The organism is Paenibacillus sp. FSL H8-0548 (assembly GCF_038630985.1).
Classification (GTDB): Bacteria; Bacillota; Bacilli; order Paenibacillales; family Paenibacillaceae; genus Pristimantibacillus.
The window spans coordinates 3,576,201-3,594,309 of record NZ_CP152049.1 but is presented as its reverse complement, the minus strand read 5'-3'; the positions used below and the strand labels follow the sequence as shown (position 1 = coordinate 3,594,309).

The window sequence follows — 18,109 nt, the reverse complement described above, 5'->3', positions numbered from 1 at the left end:
CGCTCCATATTCACAGTCTAACCTTATAGGTCTCCATCAACCAATAAAAATCTGATAAAATGGTTTTATATTGGTTGATGAAGTCTAGAGGAATGTGTGAATCTTTGAAAGAATGGCTTTGATAAAAGTTATTGACATAAGAACGGTCTCGATGATATATTGTGCATGCACAATATGCACAATTTTGAATTGGAGGAGACAATATGCTGGCATTAGATATCAAAAATTTAAATAAAAAATACGAACATTTTCAATTAAAAAACGTATCTTTTCAACTGGAAAAGGGTTATATTATGGGATTTATCGGAGCCAATGGCGCAGGAAAAACAACCACCATTAAATCCATTTTGAATTTAATACGCATGGATAGCGGCGAGATTCAGATTTTAGGCAGGAACATGACCGAGCATGAAGTTCAATTGAAACAAGAGATTGGCTTTGCATTTGGAGACATCAACTTTTATACGCGCAGTAAAATCAAAACGTTAACGAATATGATCAAAAGGTTCTATTCAAATTGGGATGATAAAACCTATTACAAGTATTTGAAAAAATTCAACTTGATTGAAGACAAAAAAATAGCTGAATTATCAACTGGCATGAAAGTAAAATACAGCTTGGCCCTTGCCTTATCACACGGCGCAAAGCTTCTTATTCTGGATGAACCAACAAGTGGACTAGATCCAATTGCCAGAGACAATCTGCTGGATATTTTTCAGGAGCTGGTGCAAGATGGCGAAATCAGCATCCTGTTTTCATCTCATATCACATCCGATTTGGAAAAATGCGCAGATTATATTACCTATATCCATAACGGACAGATTATCAACAGTGCGGAGAAGGAAGAATTTATCGATACGTATCGCTTGTTGAATGGTAAGAAAGAGCAATTGGATACGGTCAAAAACCAACTAATCGCCTACAAAATCAATTCTTTTGGCTTTACAGGCTTGATCCATACCAAAGACTTTGAACCATCATCAGACATTAAATCATCCGTACCGAATCTTGAGGAGATCATGATCTACTGCTCAAAAAAGGAGGATATGTATGTATAACTTATTAATAAAAGAATTAAAGTTAGGCGTAAACCCTTTTTTTTATTTCATGCCTTTTTTGACAGGCGCGTTAATGCTCATTCCTGGATGGTTATATTTCCTTGTCATCCTTTACTTTTGTTTTCTTACAGTACCGAACATGTTTGCAGGCTATAAAACTCAGAACGATTTAATATTTTCAAGTATGATGCCTGTTACCAAAAAAGACATTGTAAAAGCAAGGGTGTCGGTTATTGTAATCCTGGAGGTCATGCATATTGTTGTTGCCATGATCTATGGCGTGATAACACTACGTTTGTATCCGAATCTGAAGTACTTTTTCTTCGCACCCTCCTTTGGTTTCTGGGGGCTCTGTTTCGTCATGCTGGCGATTTTCAACATTATTTTTATTATCATGTATTACAAGACGGCGTATAAATACGGCGCGGCAGCGATTGTATCCATTACAGCTGCTATACTGTTTGCCGGGGGTGCAGAATGGCTCGGCATACAAAATTCGTTCGTCTTTGATCTCTTCAAAGGAACTAGTGCTGACAATTTGGCCATTCAACTATCCATCTTGATCACCGGTATCGTCATTTTTGCGATATTTACGGTAATTGCTTATCATATTGCCAACAAACGGTTTGAGAAAGTGGAAATATAATGAACATAGCGATTTCGAACACATCTGATAAACCTATTTATCAGCAGCTTTTTGAACAAATCAGCGCTCAAATTTTCAAGGGTGAGCTAGAGAATGGATACAGTTTGCCACCTATTCGACAAGCGGCTGCGGAGCTTCGTGTCAGTATCATTACCGTCAAAAATGCGTGGGAAGAACTCGAACGACATGGTTTGATTTATACTGTAACCGGCAAAGGATGTTTTGTCGCTGATCTCTCTCCCGATAAGATGCTTCAAAAACGCAATGAAATGCTCCTGAAGCAGATGGTTATTGATACTTCGTATTACAAATCCTTTGGCCTCACGATAGAAGAAGTTTTTGAACTTTTGAAAGTAGTTTATTGAAATGCAATTATGAACAGACAACCACGTCCATAGGACGTGGTTGATATGGATAACTCCTTATTGAGTCAGGGCTTGTTCCAACTAATTTGTTATCTATTTGATTCATTTTTGTTGCTTAGTGACGGTAATTCAGAACATTTCGCTTTGCAAGCATTTATTATTTTCTATGTTGATAGCTTTAAAAAAGCAGCGCAAGTGATACGCGCTGCATCAGTTTCAATGATTGCTACTCGTTTAATAAGGTTGTCACCTTGTTCTGGATCAGCTTGGCTACTTCCTCCGCAGACTTTTGCTCGCTAAAAAATGATCTGGACTCATCTCCTATAATGGAAATCACACTACCGTCCGCATCTGCAAAGTTATCCGCTGTACTAATGAGTTGTTTGAACTGAGTAAATTCTTCGTCCGACACCTTGGAAGCTTTCCCGTCTGGAAGCTTGTACGTTCCGCTCTTAACTTGTTCCTGAATGTCGTTCATCTGCTTCTCATTCACAGATTTAAGCAGTGAAAACCCTTGTCTCTCTTGCAGGGATTGCCCTTCTTCGGATAACAAGAAGGCAATAAACTTCCAAGCCTCCTCTTTAACCGGAGATTTGGCTTGAATGGCGAACCGGGAAGCGGTGATAATCCTCGTTCCACCTGTTTGTTCTGGTTTTTGCAGCAGCTTCGGATTTGAGAAGAATAGATGCAGACCATTGATAAAATCTGCCGGCGATTGCAAAACGGTAGAATAGAACATTTGCTTGCCTATATCCGCCGGTTCCGAAGTCATGACTTTATTATCATACATTTTTTTAATTTGTTGCATTACTTCCACGAATAAGGGAGAATCGAACTTTGCCTTTTTCGCTGTATGATCAACGAACTCTGTGTATTTATCAACAATCATTTCTTGAAGGAGAAGCTCCGGCGGGTCATTCGCTACAGCATAGCGGTGTTCTGTGCCGCTCTCCCCAAGTTCCTTCGAAGTCTTTTCAAACTCCCTCCAGGTCCAGTTCTTATCGTCAATGTTCTTGTTCTCAAGAATGTCCCCATCGCCTACGAATGCTCGCAGGCTGAACCCGAAAGGCATGGCATACATACCGCCATTCAACTTCAATTCATCCAAAATATTCATTTGCAAATCACTTATATTCAGTGTTTTATCTTGCTTCATGAGCTCATCCATGTTCAAGAGAAGCTTATTTCTCACATAATCGTCGATAGGCAAGCTGCTTATTTCGAAGATATCCGGGCCTTTCCCTGATAGCAGCGCTGTATTCGTCGTTTTTTGGTATTTCTGATAATCATCTGTGATCTGAATTTGCAGATCGATGTCCGGATACTTTTCTTCAAACTTTTTCTCTGCCGTCTGATAAAATGCGCTCGATTGTTGCATAGACAAAGTAACGACTGTTTGCCCCTCTTTGCTTATCGGTTTCTCCGTACTTGCCAATTCCTCGCTGCCTCCAGAACTGCACGCGGTTATTGACGTCATTAAAATACCAATAAATATCATACACAGCCACTTTTTCATCGAATGAATTCCTCCTATAATTTTATCGCATACCTACTTAACTATTGCAGACGAACGCGGTTTCCGTCTTGTAAAGGCTCACTGCTCTCCAGAATAATCAGATCCTCTTCATAGAGGCTGTCCGATTGAATCATCGTTTCTTTGTCATTCGTTTCACTAGAATGAATTCGGACTTTACGGGCAACAAAGACATTACCTAATGCACCTCTCTGCTCGTCAATTTTATAAACAAACATGCCGTCACGGTCCTGATGAATTGCCTCATTGGAAATGACCACCCCCTCTTGGTGTGAGCGTTTTTCGAGTTTGATTTCTGCCTGTTCACCCCCTTTCAGCTCAGAATCAAAGACCTTTATGTGAAGAGCCTTCTGCGGGATTGTTAGGGTCAGCCCCGCTTCTTCACCTGATGGGCTCACGATACGAGGTTGTGCATTTACTACTTCATCAATCGTGCCTTCGATCATACGGGTTTGTTGTTCTTGGCCTGTATCTACCTTGACCTCTATCTTATCTCCGATCGAAATCCCCAAGCTAGAAAGCAACCTTGACTCGGCAAAAACATCCATTCGATAACCTAGGCTGCTGTTCGAGATAAGAACATCCGGTTCTCCCGCTGATGTTAACCCTTCAAGGGCATTCAATTTTGTTATAATACCATCGAACGGGGCGGTCATTTCCTGTTGGCTTGTTAGAAGGTCTCTCAACTCGTTAATTTTACGTTCCTGCATGCCTAGATCAAGTTTTCGCATTTCGATATCTCGACTTACTTTCCGAATACGGAGTTCGTCCCCTTCCCAGATCGACTCGATGTACTGATCCTGAATATTCTGCAACTCGATTTTCTGCTTGTCCATGTTGGTTATTTCATCTTCCAATACTCGTTCGGCAATTTTTCCATCATAAATGATAAGCTTTTGCCCCGTCTTCACATAATCCCCTTCTTTTACGAGAATCTTTTGGACCTTCCAGCCAGCAGGGTTCAATAATCTTTCTTCGGCGAACGGTAGCAGTATACCGTTACCTTCAATACTAAATAAAAGACTTCCGTTAGCTGCCTTTTCCGTTCTCACTTTCGGCAAGGTCAGTGACTCCAGTGTGTTGCTGAACAACGTAAAAAATAGTAACAATCCCATAAAAACAATGAACACGGCTTTAATGTTTCGTTTGCGCCTACGATCAGCCGGCTCTTTTTCTAACTCCATATCCCATCTTCCTCCTCCTAAGAACTTTCCGTAGGAAAGTTTAATTTGTAAGCATTGTCTGAGTTTTACTTATGTTAAGCTTGCCTTGCAAGCATCAGATTCGCAAAAACTAGCCCTTGATACCAGACAATTGTATGCCTTCAATGAAATACGTTTCCGCATACAGAAACAGCAGCACCATTGGAGCCATGTAGAGCATGGATGCAGCGAAAGCAATCCCCAGTTCACCATTAATACTGGATAAATAAACCGATAGCGGCTGCTTGAACGGATCGTCCAGAAAAATAAGCGGCTGCTCCACCATGTTCCAATAATCGACGAACAAGAGGATAACAAGCGCAGACAGACCCGGTTTGATCATTGGGATAATAATCTTGTAAAAAATTCGCACATGTCCAGCTCCATCCATCTTGGCTGCTTCGATGTAGGCATATGGAATATCCAGCATGAACTGTCTTAGCATAAACACACCGAAGGATGCGAAGACGCCAGGTAATATAATGGCATTCGAACTATTGAGCAGACTAAGCTTATCCGCCATAATATAATTCGGCACTAGCGTCACTTGGAATGGCATGAGCATCGTCAAGACATAGACGAGAAACACGTGTTCCCGGCCGCGAAATTGCAGCTTGGAGAACGCGTAAGCAGCAAGTGCTGCTACGAGGGTTTGTCCTGCGATGATCGGCACTACCATAAATACCGAATTCCAGAACATCATCAGATATCTCGGGCTGCCCACCAACACCTTGCCATACTGCTCCAAGGTCACTTGATCCGGCAGCAGTTTTAAATTCACAAAAGGATTTTCTCTCCCTGCAACGGCTTTGTTCATCTGCCCTATGGGTCCATAATTAATGCCAATTTCTTGTTCTGTCATGAGCGAATTTGTGAAAGTGATCACAATCGGGAATAGTAATAGAACTGCTATAATGACCATGACGACCGTTAACGCACTTTTTTGCAATACTTTAGCAACTAGCACGGCCTTACTCCCCCTATTCCATGTACTTCCGATGCCGGCGTTCAAGCGCAAACAATCCCATGACCATCAGAAGAATACAGCCGACCATCAAGGTCGACGCAGCAGTCAGCTTCTGTATATCCAACGACGTGAACATGTTGTTCATATAGTGCTGCATCATGTATATACTGTCATGCGGATAATCGCCTGCGATCAAATACGTTTCCCGAAATACTTTAAACGAATTAATGATCGACATAATAACTACAAAGAACATGGTGGATGTTAAATAGACAATTGTAATACTGCCAAACTGCCGTAAACGCCCTGCCCCTTCAATTTGGGCGGTTTCGTAATAATCTTTCGGGATTTGCTGCAGTCCTGCTAAAAATAAAATCACGTTATAGCCAATGTTCTTCCATAAATAAACGACAATGATTACATTTCTGGCCGCATCGGTCTTCATCCAATCCACACGTTCGAAGCCGAAGCCGCTCAGCCAGGCGTTCAAGGAGCCGTTCCAATCGAACAGAGTCTGCCAGATCAGAATAATCGAGGCGACTGGAACGACAAGCGGCAACACAAATATCGTCCGCAGCCATTTGCGAAGATATATATTTTTATTCAACAGCATGGCTAAACCTAACGAAAGCGCAAGTATAAGCGGAACAGTAACCACGCTAAAATAAAACGTGTTGGATGACGCCTTACGGAAGGAATCACTCGCAAGCAGCTCGCGGTAGTTATCCAATCCAACGAATTGACCACCGACCGCACTGTCCATGAAGGAGTACAACATTCCCATGGCAAACGGAATAAGGTAGAACAACGCAAACCCGATAAGGCTCGGTGCCAGAAACATCAAAGCCGCTGAAGTATCCTTGCGAATCCATTTTTTTATTTTTTTCTTCATTATGATGAGATGCCAAAAACCCCACTTCTTCATTCACAGCTCGCTCCTCCCATTCCTACATTTAGAATAGGGCAGACTGTTAAATAAAAAAGTGGGGCAAATATAAAATTTTCCTTAAATACTCGACTTAAACATTAACTGAATGTTTCAGATCCGTTTTTTTTGCGGGAAATGGACTTCAAAAAGCGTGCGAATTAAACTGCTTTGAGCCGAAATTGTGCCTTGATGCTGCTCCACAATATTCTTCGCAATAGACAAGCCAAGGCCGGTGCTCCCCTCACGATGAGTTCGCGCTTGATCGCCCGTAAAAAACATATCGAAGATATGCGGCAGCTCTTCCGGGGAAATATGATCTCCATAATTGACCACTTGAATCACCACATCTTCTGCATCAAAATTGCAATTAATGTCTATAAACTGGCCATCATTTCCATAGCGAATGGCATTCGTCAGAAGATTTTCAAATACGCGTGCCAATAGCTCACCATCACCCCAAATTGTCATATGCGGAGTCACATTCAATCGGATTTCCAGGTTATTTTTCTCAAACACAGGGTATAGCTCCTCAGTTAATTGGATGAGAAGTTCACTCAGATCGATCGATTTTTTTTCAATTGTAAGCTTGCCATAGTTCATTCGAGTGATTTCGAATAGCTCGTCAATGAGCTTTTCTAAACGTTGAGACTTGGTATAAGCAATGCTCGTATAATGATTGATTTGTTCTGCAGTGAGTTGATCGTCCTGAAGAATGAAATCCAAGTAACCTAAAACCGAAGTCAACGGCGTGCGCAAATCATGAGCCAAATTCAAGACCAATTGTTCCTTGCTGTTTTCTGCAAAATCTCCTCTCTCCAAAGCTTTCTGTAATTTTTCACTTGCCAGATTAATATCTCTCGCAACATCCCCAAATTCATCATTGGATGGAATATGTATACGATTGTTGAAGTCACCATTCGCAAGCTGATTAATTCCGCTGAATATTTCTTTAAAATAAGCCGCATATCGTTTGGTGAGGAGAAAGAAAAACAAAAAAGAGAGAGGAATGAAAATAAGCATAAAAAAGTTAACATCCCCAATATCTCTTATAAAATAACGAATTTTAGTCAATGGACTTTCGAATTGGGTCGTATAATAATAGATTTGGATAGCTTTAAAGAGTGTATAGGTCAGGATAGCGGAAAAGAGCATACTTAAACCAAAGAGTTGAATCATTTTAAATCGAAAGCTTCGGATGATTTTAGCCATTAAATGTATATCCCACCCCCCAAACGGTTTTAATCAGTTTGTTTTTATGAATGTCTTCCCCAAGCTTCTTCCGCAAGGTACGAATATGTACCATGACCGTATTGCTGCCTTCATAGTATGCATCACCCCACACCTGTTGAAAGATATTTTCTGCACTATAGACTTTCTTTGGATAACTGGCTAGCATATACAAAATGTCAAACTCTTTTGGAGTTAGTTCAATTGGCTTGCCGTAAAGGAATACGGTGCGTTCTTCGGGATAAATGACAAGTCCGCCTGCCTCCAATGCAGGGTTGTTCGTATGCGTTGATTGATTAAACTGCGTGGAACGCCTCAACTGAGCATTCACACGGGCAACCAATTCCATTGGGTTGAAGGGTTTGGTCACATAATCATCTGCTCCTCTTATTAGCCCTGTAATCTTATCGAGGTCGGTCGCTTTGGCGCTTAAGAAAATGATAGGTAAGTGATGCTGCTCTCGAATTTGTCTTGTTACTTCATAACCATCCAGTTTAGGCATCATAATATCTAAAATCGCCAAATCAATGGAATGCGTCTGAATAGCAGAAATAGCTTCCCGCCCATCCAATGCTTTAATGCAGCGGTAGCCTTCTTTTTCTAAATGCAACTCAATCAAATCGGCAATCTCTGCCTCATCATCAGCTATCAGAATTGTGATCGACTTCATTCGTTCCACCCCTGTATCACCTTAGTATTGCTTTAATTGTATCAGACGGATCTTCCTCTTGCTTGGATAACACTTGATGTAGTTACTACCTTAGCGAATAAGGTCTGCGCGCATTCCAAGATTAGACTTATACCTAAAGAATGAATGAACGCTTCTGCAAATGATATTTTTTTGTTTTTTAACATTAAACCAAGCAAAATACCGTACGGCATGAATATCACGAATACACGGTCACAATGATACCGTCCATATTGTTGCCTGATAACTCATATCGACCATTCACAGGCACAGGGATAGTTGTATTTTTGGAGACAGGGTAGTAGGAGATTTCATAGGTTTGTTGATTTACTGTAGTCGTAATGGACTTATGTTCTTTCAAGTAATCTAGATATTCTTCCAAGACAAAATTCTTTTCTTGCATAATTGCGCTGTGCGGCAAACCAACATAACGAAAATGCCAGGGCTCATACTGAATACCTGTAATTGCAGTTTTGTCACTCGGATAACGCAAGATAAACCCGTGTCTCCATGCGTTTTTATTCAACCATTTCCCTTCTGGGGCTTGGCTCATCTCCGCCCGCGTAGATCCAATATCAAGCGATAAACCTAAATTATGTTCGCTATAACCTGCAGGCAACGCATAATCAGCACCCATTTGTTGATAGAGCTGATCTTGTTGTTTGTTGTCCCTGTAACCGCTGCTAATTAAAAAACGGCTGACCCCATCATTTGCTGCGGCACCAATCATACTTGAAAATTTTTGCACCAAGCTTGGCGACAGCTGAATCGAATTGTCCAGCACAATGAATCCATTCAACAGTTCTTTATGCTGAGAAAGATTGACCGCATCGGACGCTTCACCACCTGAAGGTACAGGATGATCTTTATTAACCAACAACAAATTGCCTTTGTAAATCTGAGCTTTTGTTACTTTAATCGTGTGCTCGTTCTGTTGCGAAATCACCTCTTGCGCTTGATTGTCTTCTTCTGGTGATTTCCCGTTAATGATTTTTTGTTTATGTTGAGCATATCCATAGCCAAGCAGTAATAATATAACTAGCCATAAAAACCATTTCTTCATCCTTTGGTTCCTCCTAATCCTTCATTAACTTTAGGATAAGGAATACTATTAAAATAGAAATGGGGTTAAAAATAAAGTTTTTCTTAAACTTCTCAATCAATGAGGGTAAACATGCTTCAAAGACGGTACGAATCAAACTCGGGTTTGAGGTACGAGTTCTAAACCAAGCTAATCTGGCCTCACCTTGTCCATCCTCTTCAACCTACTCGCCTCAACCTCTTTCCACCCCTCTATGCCCTTCCCGTACGAAAATTTAGCCATCATTTATTGTAGGATTCCCCGCAGTTGATCTTACATCTGTTTAGCAAAAAAAAAAATCAGCAAAGAACTTAACAGAGCATTTCAAGAAAATAAAAGCCTCAAAAGTTATGTCCGCCTGGGTACGAATAGATATTATATTCAGGTAAATATGGCTCCATAATTTCACTTTCTCACATCCGACACACAGCACGCCACATGTATCGTATACTGGAACAAAACAAGAAGAATAACCTTCCTTCAAAGGAGGGCTATTCCTCTAGATCATCATTGTAAAAACTCGATTCACTTTAATAATTGAAGGTTAAAAAATCCGCTTTCCTCCAATATCAACGCTTGCTTGACATACGCCCGAATAGCTTAATTAATTCATTCACAGCTAAAGGAATTAACGCTAATGCAATCACCAGTCCCCAATCAGCTAAACTTAGATTATGAACCTTAAATGCGGCCGCGAGGAATGGAATTGTGATTACTGCGAATTGAAGAACAAAACCAATGACAACTGCACCAACTAAATACATGTTCGAGAAAAGTCCTACTTGGAATATGGATTTCGTTGTACTTCTCATGGTGAAGGAATACAGCAGCTGTGAAGCAGCCAGTACGACGAACGCCATTGTTCTCGCATAAGTCATAGCCTCATCACTAATATTGTCTGCCCCTAGGCTAAAACCAAATTCTCTTAAGCCCATGAAGAATGCAACTAAAGTCGTTATACCAATCAATAATCCACCAATGACAGCTCTTAAGCCTGCACCTTTCGCGAAGAAGCTCTCCTTAGGATTCCTTGGCTTCTGCTTCATAACATCTTCATCACCTGGATCAACACCGAGAGCAATTGCCGGCAATGTATCTGTGACTAGATTGACCCATAAAATTTGCGTGGCTAGAAGTGGGACCGGCCAGAAGAATATAATCGAAGCAAGTATCGCTACAACCTCTCCTAGATTACAGGATAAGAGGAAAATAACGGCCTTCCTTATGTTGAGATAGATGTTCCTGCCTTCTTTAATTGCCTGCACAATCGTTGTAAAATTATCATCTGTTAAGATCATATCACTGGCGCTCTTGGATACATCTGTACCAGTAATGCCCATGGCTACACCAATGTCAGCATATTTCAACGACGGTGCGTCATTCACTCCATCACCAGTCATAGAGACGATGTTTCCCTGCTTCTTAAATGCCCTAACAATCTTCACCTTATGCTCAGGTGATACTCTAGCGAACACTCGGATGTTCCGGATCTTTTGAGAAAACTCCTCATCTGTTAACTCTTCGATTTCTGCACCAATCATACTCTGCTCAATCGAGCTGGCGATCCCTAATTCTTTTGCAATAGCTACAGCTGTGTTCTTATGGTCGCCAGTAATCATTATAGATGTAATTCCTGCTAGGCTAGCTTCTCTAATGGAGTCCTTCACTTCTATTCTAGGAGGATCTATCATTCCTACGAATCCGAGTAAAGTGAGGTTCCGTTCCATCTCCTCAGAAGGTATGAGCTGGTCTGTATCCTTATATGCTGCTCCAAGTATTCGAAGTGCATCATTCGACATATCCTCTGCAGCCTTTAGAATATTACGCTTTATCTCATCTGTTAATGCGACTATCTTGCCCTCCACGAAGACCGAGGTGGATAATGTAATCAGCTGATCGATTGCTCCCTTAGTATGAACACGATAACCATCTGCCATCTTATTAAGTGTAGACATCAGCTTCCGATCAGAATCAAATGGTTTCTCAGAAACCCTCTTATGCTCAGCATCTAATGTCATTTTCGACAGGTTGTTCTCTTCACCGAATACAACTAAGGCAATTTCTGTTGGGTCTCCCGTACCTTGGCCATTCTCATAGGTGGCATCCGAACATAATACGAAAGCTTTAATTAAGTCGACAGGAGCCTCTTCGTTATCAGAATCGACCGTATAATGCTTAACAACCGTCATTTTATTCTGTGTTAATGTGCCTGTCTTGTCTGAACAAATAATATTGACAGAGCCTAAGGTCTCGACTGCTGGGAGCTTCTTCACAATCGCATTAATCTTAGACATTCGAGTTACGCCTAATGCCAATACAATCGCGACAATAGCTGGCAAACCTTCCGGAATTGCAGCGACCGCTAAGCTAATAGAGATAAGGAACATCTCGAAGAGGTCTCTATCCTGAAATAGCCCAATTATAAATATGAGTACACATATCCCAATTGCCGTATATCCAAGTATCTTACCGAGCTCATCTAATTTTTTCTGTAGTGGTGTCATTTCCTTCGTATCTTCATCTAGAATCTTTGCAATTTTCCCCATCTCTGTTTCCATTGCGGTAGCAACCACAACACCCTCACCTCTACCATAGGTAACGAGTGTAGACATAAAAGCCATGTTCGTTTGATCACCAATCGTCGTCTTCGGATTCTCATGTAGATGGTCAGCATTCTTATCTGTAGGTACAGACTCACCTGTTAATGCAGATTCTTCAATTTGTAGATTTGCACTCACGATTAATCTTAGATCAGCCGGTATGTATCTGCCTGCATCTAATAAAATAATATCTCCTGGTACGATATCCTCAGAGTTGATTTCTTTCACTTCACCATTACGTCTTACGAGCGAGTGTGGTGTCGTCATATTCTGCAGAGCCTCAATAGCTTTCTCCGCTTTGTTCTCTTGAATGACTCCTATTGCCGCATTCAATACAACTACGATTAGTATAATAATCGTATCCACATACTCACCAATGAGAAGTGTAACAAGAGCTGCACCTAGAAGAACATAGATGAGCATATCTCTCAGTTGTGAAAAGAATAAAGCAATCATGCTTTTCTTTGGTTTACCTGTTAGCTTATTCGCACCATACCGCTCCTGTCTAGATTGTACCTCGTCTGTTGTCAACCCTATAGCAGCCTCTACTCGAAGCTCTTTCAGAATGTCCTCTTGTGATTTGGAAAACCACATCGCCAGCACCTCACCATCTGCAGTATTTGATATAGAATAAAAAAAGACCGCGCCTTTACAAGGTTTACGGTCTCTCATATGACTAATGTATTACAACCTACCTGAGAACATACTACCATGTATTGAAGTATGGCACACTTTTCAACTCCTTATTCCCTCCAATACCGAAAGAGCTGCAGATAGCATTCAAACGGGATTTTGATCAGCTTGCTAAGAGAGCATATACGAAGAAAAAGATTTTAATTATAGGCTATGTTAAATCCTCATGTTGATCTTTACGATAAGAAAGCTGCCTCGTTGAAGAGGGGCTTTTTGAGCTATCGTACCCGACCCTTTAATTTAGTTTTGCATTGATTCCGTTAAAGTTCATGCATCACGAAGTCCCACCGAGTTAAGCAGCTTGCTGCCGGCCGCGATGCGATTAGTCGGTGCGGATATATCCCGGCAATTACTTCATCGTTCCTTGTTTCCGGGATCGAGAGTCGCAAAGACCCAGAGCGTGAATGCGGTGTTTATATGATGCACTCGACTTCTTCTATACACTTTCACACTGCTTTTCTGTTTCTATTTTTACTCTAGTAATGTATATTTCAGTTAAGTTTTCTTTTAAACGTCACTTATTTATTACCAAGTTGTTCCGCCAAACCGATTAGAAGTCCTTCATTTCCACGAATGTAGCAGAGCCGATACGAGTCCTCGTACTGAACCACTTCTCCAACGAGCTGAGCACCATACTTAGTGAGTCTGGATACCATTTCATCAATGTCTTCAACGGTGAACATGACGCGTAGATAACCGAGGGCATTTACAGGAGCAGTTCGGTGATCCGATATAGTAGGTGGGGTGAGAAATCGCGAAAGTTCAAGTCGGCTGTGGCCATCTGGGGTAACCATCATAGCAATCTCTACATACTGTGAACCCAGCCCGGTTACGCGACCAGCCCATTCACCTTCGACAGTAGCTCGCCCTTCGAGCTTCAAGCCAATCTCCTCGAAAAAAGCGATTGCGTCATCAAGGGATTCTACAACGATGCCAACATTGTCCATTCTTAGTAATTTGTTTTCTGCCATAGTTTTATCTCCTTATGTGTACAAATTCATTACCTGATCATCTTCATATTTATTCTATCAAGAATTACTAATTCCTTCCAAACGATTAACATCTTGTCACAGTTATGATAACAAAGATAAGTCACAGTATAGTAAAATGTGAAATTTGGTTTTCGGATATGTCATACTAACTTTTAACTAAACTGTCCATAAGAGCAGTTTGAATAAACAGCAAAGCTCATAGGATACGACGGAACGATCGAAAATCAGAAAGAGTGCGACCGGCCATCTGGATGAGCTTCAAATAGCTGTACGCATATTTATAATAATGACCATGCCTGCTGTCAACCAATGCTTGTTCCCAGTATGAAGGTTCCCACGGATTTAACGTTATATCTGAATGCGCAATATCGGATTCAATCACTTTTTCCTCGAGTTTGTTCGCATAAGTCAAGATATTCATTCTTTTGTGAAAAGCTGAATCTAGGTTGTCGAGAACATAGTTGCTCGAAATTTGTTTCAATTCTACTATAGCGTGACCATGCGTAAGGATATGCCCCAATTGCATATCACCTTGCTCCATATGCCGAGATCTCTGGAAGTTATGAAAAGAGTCGAGTACAGTTTCCGAATTAAGTTGAAATCTTGTACTTGCATCCGCTATGCCGTCAGGATCAATGACAATATTCTCTCCATTCACAGTAACAAAACCAGGACCTGATGCAAGGAAATCTTTAACCATCTTCTTCATGGCCTCAAACAATTCAGCAGTTGCAGGTATATTGGAACGCGACAGCATATTTATCAAATAGAACATGTAAATAACATCATGACCTAGTGCATGACAAGAACGATAATTTTTGGAAAGCAGCTCTATCATTTTGTCAGTAAGATCTACATACTCGTTGTTTATCTGATACTGCCGTTCATTTGCGTGTTCTTCCACCATTTTGACCAGGTTTTTCTGAATTAACGCTTCCATCGAAGCAGGTACAAGCTTCTCCTCCAAGAGATTCGTCAAGGCTAATACCGCACATGCCCAGTGTCCGTCCCACACATTATTTTGTGAGCATTCGATAAATTTTTGACATGCCCATTTCTTATAGAAATCGCTTTCCAACGTAATCACCTCCTAATCCCCCTTAATAATTACATTTATAGTAAGCCACTCTTAAAACTTAATCAACAAAAATGTATATTAAGTATAAACTGTTATTCGATATTCCTACATCCATGTTAGTCTGTCTTCTTGAATCAACCACAAAAAACCACACTTCAATAGCGTGGCGTGGTTTGATTTGTATGGTGGAGCCTAAGGAATCCAACTCGCACAAGCTGACCTTTCCATTATCGTATGTCCGAATCCTGATTATATCGCTGAAGAAGACGACTCGAGAAGGACTTTTAGCGGTAGATTCAGACGTCGTGCTCCTACATTAGATGCATTTTCTTCGAAGCATATTTATCTATTCAGTTCGTACATGCAAACTCCTGATCTCATCGCTGCCAGCGATGCTCTGCATAGCCTTATATCTCACAAACAAATGAAGACTCGTAAACATAGTCTTTTAGGGCGAACTATCCCCTCGCATTACTCTGATAAAATCGTACCATAGCTATTGATAAGACGTAAACATTCCTATCATAATCGCAAATAAAATTAATGTGCAAGCAAAAATCCGTCCAAGGTTCGCCCTTGACGGATTTTTGAAAGTCCTTATTAGCATGATTGGATTGCGTGCCCCGGTTAAATCACCTCAAGCTGTTCCCGATGCGGCAGCTCCGGATGCCGCAGATGCGGCTCCGTTTGATACCAGTAAGCCACAGACGAGATATCGTCCTGCAGCGGCAAATACTTGCCGTGCGAACGCCAGCCGAGTGCCTGAACCGTAACGCTCAGATCTTTCTCGAAACGGATCGGGTCCATCACATGCCAACGGTACATCCCAAAGCGTTGATTCGCCCGGTACAATCCGTTAGGCTTAATATGCTGATGCATGCCGAGAAACGGCGTCGAATACGTCACATACTGACCTTCCATATCCCAGTTCCACGCGCCGCCGAAGTAGTCTTCCAACCCCGTGCTGCAGATCGTCGGAAAGTCCGTGTCGCCGTCCATGTAATGCTTGACCTCGCCCTCGCCCCACCAGTTGTTGCTGTTCACCTGCCAGGCCAAATAAGTTCCGACGTAATGCCCTTTGCCTTGGATGCCATCCACGATCGTATGTACATCCATATATGCCAAAGGATTGCTGCGCCGCCACTGTGCATGGAAATATGCCATATCCTCCGGCACTTCGGTAAGTGTATAATTAATTTGATAATAAAGCACGGCTTGGGTCGTTCCTACATTCTCCATCGTAAACTTAGCTTTCTTACGGAACGGCATCTCCCAATAACTATTAAAGCCGTTGGCAGGGTTGACGGAAATCGGCAGTGAATTGACCAGACTACGCTCGCACCAGCCGTTGCAGAAGAAGTCCCCTACCGGTACGCTAACAGACGGAGCTTCCTCGTCATCCCAATAAATGTTCAGAATAAGATACCGCCATGCCTCGACCGGACATGTCAGCCAGAAATGCTGAATGACGCCGGGACCGTCGATCTCGCCCATGGTAAGCGTTGTACCTGGCTCAATGTAAACGGAAGGGGATATTTTCCAGCCTTGACCAAGCGTGCCGGATGCATGCAAACCCGTTCCTTCCGTAGCCATAGCAGCTTTTCCCTTTTCTCCTGTAAAATTTTCTGGAGATATGGAACGCGTCACCGCGTTCGACAGTCGCGCAAGATTGCCCAGTCCCATCCCTATTCCGTTAAAACCGTTAGACATTGTATAAAGCCTCCTCGATCGTATGCGTAATCGATTCATATGAATAAGCTGCTGATGCTTGTACAACGTCATTATAGTTCGAATTACTCTTTAGATATTTAGCAATTGTTTTGTATCTTTTATCAATTATTATAAGATAGAATGGCCTTCATCACTGGATCATTGGAGTTGACTCTATGGATGCTACAAATATACAAATGCTCTCGCCTTATGTCCGCGTTGCGATGGATCATTGGCTTCAGTCAGGAACGGTGATTGCCGAACGGATGCTGTGGGATTACGAGCTGCTGTACGTAAAACAGGGAGCGTTGAAGGTGGAGCTGGAGCATACGGTTATGGAAGCCGGCGCAGGGCATGTACTGCTGTTCAAACCACGACAGCGTCACAGCATTAAGGTGATCGGAGATTCGCCCGTAGCCCAACCGCATGTTCATTTCGACCTGATCGAGCTGCCGGACAGCGCCGATGTGCCGGTATCCTTCAAGCTCGCAAAAGATATGAATGCCGAAGAAATGGGATGGTTCCGCGAGGATCTGCTGTCCGGCCCGGATCTCGAGCTCCCTGTTCGGATACAATTGCGTTCGATTCAGCCGTTCGAGGAGCAGCTATTTCGAATTATCCGAGAATACGAGATTCGTCTGCCCTTCTATCAGCTTCGGTTAAAAGGCTTGATGCTGGAGCTGCTAGTCTGTCTGCTGCGAGACTCCTATTGGCCGAATCAAATGGGCGAAATCAGCGGCGCCGATCAGTTGGTGGCTATTCAGCATTATATGAATGCCCATGCGGGCCGCGAGCTTACGCTCAATGAACTGGCAGGACAGTTCCACATGAACAAGCATCATCTCATCCATTTGTTCAAATCTGCCTATAGGATTACGCCAATCCAATATCATCGACAAATGCGGATGGAGCGCGCGCGGAATCTGTTGGAATTCACTCAGCTCACGATTCAGGAAATTGCTGACTCGCTCGGTTATCCAAGCATTCATGCCTTCAGCCGTGCCTTCAAAAACAAAGAAGGCCGCAGCCCTTCTTCGTACCGGGCGGCAGCCATACAGTAGCTCAGGTGGATAAGCCAGCTTATCATCAATCTGTAATTTGCCTATTATATGTCATAGCAAATGACCCGACTTGATTCCATGTTGAGCCGAACGGCATGTCGCCACCAGCGTATACGTTACTCCGTTTTTAAGCGCTGGCGGACTCTATAGCCGTTATTCCATTCCGGCCCAATAAGGACCGTTAGTCCGCGCTAACTAACTGATGATGAAGTTTGCTTCTTTAACCTCTATGATAAGCTACTCACAGATGCCACTCTACTGCAAAAAGTGCATCAGAAA

15 protein-coding genes are annotated in these 18,109 nt (G+C 42.2%); 4 read left to right on the top strand and 11 right to left on the bottom strand.

What is annotated here, in order from left to right:
• The first annotated feature begins 203 nt into the window (after positions 1 to 203).
• From MHI37_RS15175 to MHI37_RS15165, 3 genes are read left to right on the top strand one after another with little or no spacing between them, the layout of a single operon-like run.
• Entirely contained in the window at positions 204 to 1,058 is an 855-nt protein-coding gene (locus MHI37_RS15175; RefSeq protein ID WP_076335990.1) for an ABC transporter ATP-binding protein, read from the top strand.
• Positions 1,051 to 1,704 (top strand): ABC-2 transporter permease, encoded by a 654-nt coding sequence (locus MHI37_RS15170; RefSeq protein WP_076335991.1) that lies wholly within the window; start codon positions 1,051 to 1,053, stop codon positions 1,702 to 1,704. Before MHI37_RS15175 ends, MHI37_RS15170 begins: the two co-directional genes overlap by 8 nt.
• On the top strand, positions 1,704 to 2,069 hold the full coding sequence (locus MHI37_RS15165) for a GntR family transcriptional regulator (protein ID WP_076335992.1): 366 nt from the start codon (positions 1,704 to 1,706) through the stop codon (positions 2,067 to 2,069). The genes MHI37_RS15170 and MHI37_RS15165 overlap by 1 nt, the downstream gene beginning before the upstream one ends.
• Positions 2,070 to 2,295: 226 nt before the next feature.
• Here MHI37_RS15165 and MHI37_RS15160 read toward each other — a convergent pair whose 3' ends face one another.
• The 11 genes from MHI37_RS15160 to MHI37_RS15110 form a co-directional block, all read right to left on the bottom strand.
• Complete coding sequence (locus tag MHI37_RS15160) at positions 2,296 to 3,585, bottom strand: extracellular solute-binding protein (RefSeq protein WP_076335993.1); 1,290 nt, start codon at positions 3,583 to 3,585, stop codon at positions 2,296 to 2,298.
• Positions 3,586 to 3,626: 41 nt separating this feature from the next.
• Positions 3,627 to 4,787, bottom strand: a complete 1,161-nt coding sequence (locus MHI37_RS15155) for a biotin/lipoyl-binding protein (RefSeq protein WP_076335994.1) — start codon at positions 4,785 to 4,787, stop codon at positions 3,627 to 3,629.
• 109 nt (positions 4,788 to 4,896) lie between these two features.
• On the bottom strand, positions 4,897 to 5,772 hold the full coding sequence (locus tag MHI37_RS15150; RefSeq protein ID WP_076335995.1) for a carbohydrate ABC transporter permease: 876 nt from the start codon (positions 5,770 to 5,772) through the stop codon (positions 4,897 to 4,899).
• A gap of 13 nt (positions 5,773 to 5,785) precedes the next feature.
• Positions 5,786 to 6,697 (bottom strand): sugar ABC transporter permease, encoded by a 912-nt coding sequence (locus MHI37_RS15145; RefSeq protein ID WP_179090168.1) that lies wholly within the window; start codon positions 6,695 to 6,697, stop codon positions 5,786 to 5,788.
• Between the two features lie 114 nt (positions 6,698 to 6,811).
• Positions 6,812 to 7,909 (bottom strand): HAMP domain-containing sensor histidine kinase, encoded by a 1,098-nt coding sequence (locus MHI37_RS15140; protein ID WP_076335996.1) that lies wholly within the window; start codon positions 7,907 to 7,909, stop codon positions 6,812 to 6,814.
• Positions 7,902 to 8,597 (bottom strand): response regulator transcription factor, encoded by a 696-nt coding sequence (locus MHI37_RS15135; protein ID WP_076335997.1) that lies wholly within the window; start codon positions 8,595 to 8,597, stop codon positions 7,902 to 7,904. The genes MHI37_RS15140 and MHI37_RS15135 overlap by 8 nt, the downstream gene beginning before the upstream one ends.
• A 217-nt stretch (positions 8,598 to 8,814) precedes the next feature.
• Positions 8,815 to 9,678 (bottom strand): M15 family metallopeptidase, encoded by an 864-nt coding sequence (locus MHI37_RS15130; RefSeq protein WP_076335998.1) that lies wholly within the window; start codon positions 9,676 to 9,678, stop codon positions 8,815 to 8,817.
• A gap of 587 nt (positions 9,679 to 10,265) precedes the next feature.
• Complete coding sequence (locus MHI37_RS15125; RefSeq protein ID WP_218638926.1) at positions 10,266 to 12,896, bottom strand: cation-translocating P-type ATPase; 2,631 nt, start codon at positions 12,894 to 12,896, stop codon at positions 10,266 to 10,268.
• Between the two features lie 611 nt (positions 12,897 to 13,507).
• Positions 13,508 to 13,960, bottom strand: coding sequence for a VOC family protein (locus tag MHI37_RS15120; RefSeq protein ID WP_076336000.1), 453 nt, complete (start codon positions 13,958 to 13,960; stop codon positions 13,508 to 13,510).
• A gap of 217 nt (positions 13,961 to 14,177) precedes the next feature.
• Positions 14,178 to 15,068, bottom strand: coding sequence for a hypothetical protein (locus tag MHI37_RS15115; protein WP_256710275.1), 891 nt, complete (start codon positions 15,066 to 15,068; stop codon positions 14,178 to 14,180).
• Between the two features lie 618 nt (positions 15,069 to 15,686).
• A complete protein-coding gene (locus MHI37_RS15110) occupies positions 15,687 to 16,769 on the bottom strand; it encodes a glycoside hydrolase family 172 protein (RefSeq protein ID WP_076336002.1) in 1,083 nt (360 codons plus the stop codon).
• A 176-nt stretch (positions 16,770 to 16,945) separates the two neighbouring features.
• On the opposite strand from MHI37_RS15110, the gene MHI37_RS15105 reads away from it, so the two are divergent.
• Positions 16,946 to 17,830 carry an AraC family transcriptional regulator gene (locus tag MHI37_RS15105; RefSeq protein WP_076336003.1) on the top strand — a complete coding sequence of 295 codons (885 nt, stop codon included), beginning with the start codon at positions 16,946 to 16,948 and terminating at the stop codon, positions 17,828 to 17,830.
• The last annotated feature ends 279 nt before the right edge of the window (positions 17,831 to 18,109 follow it).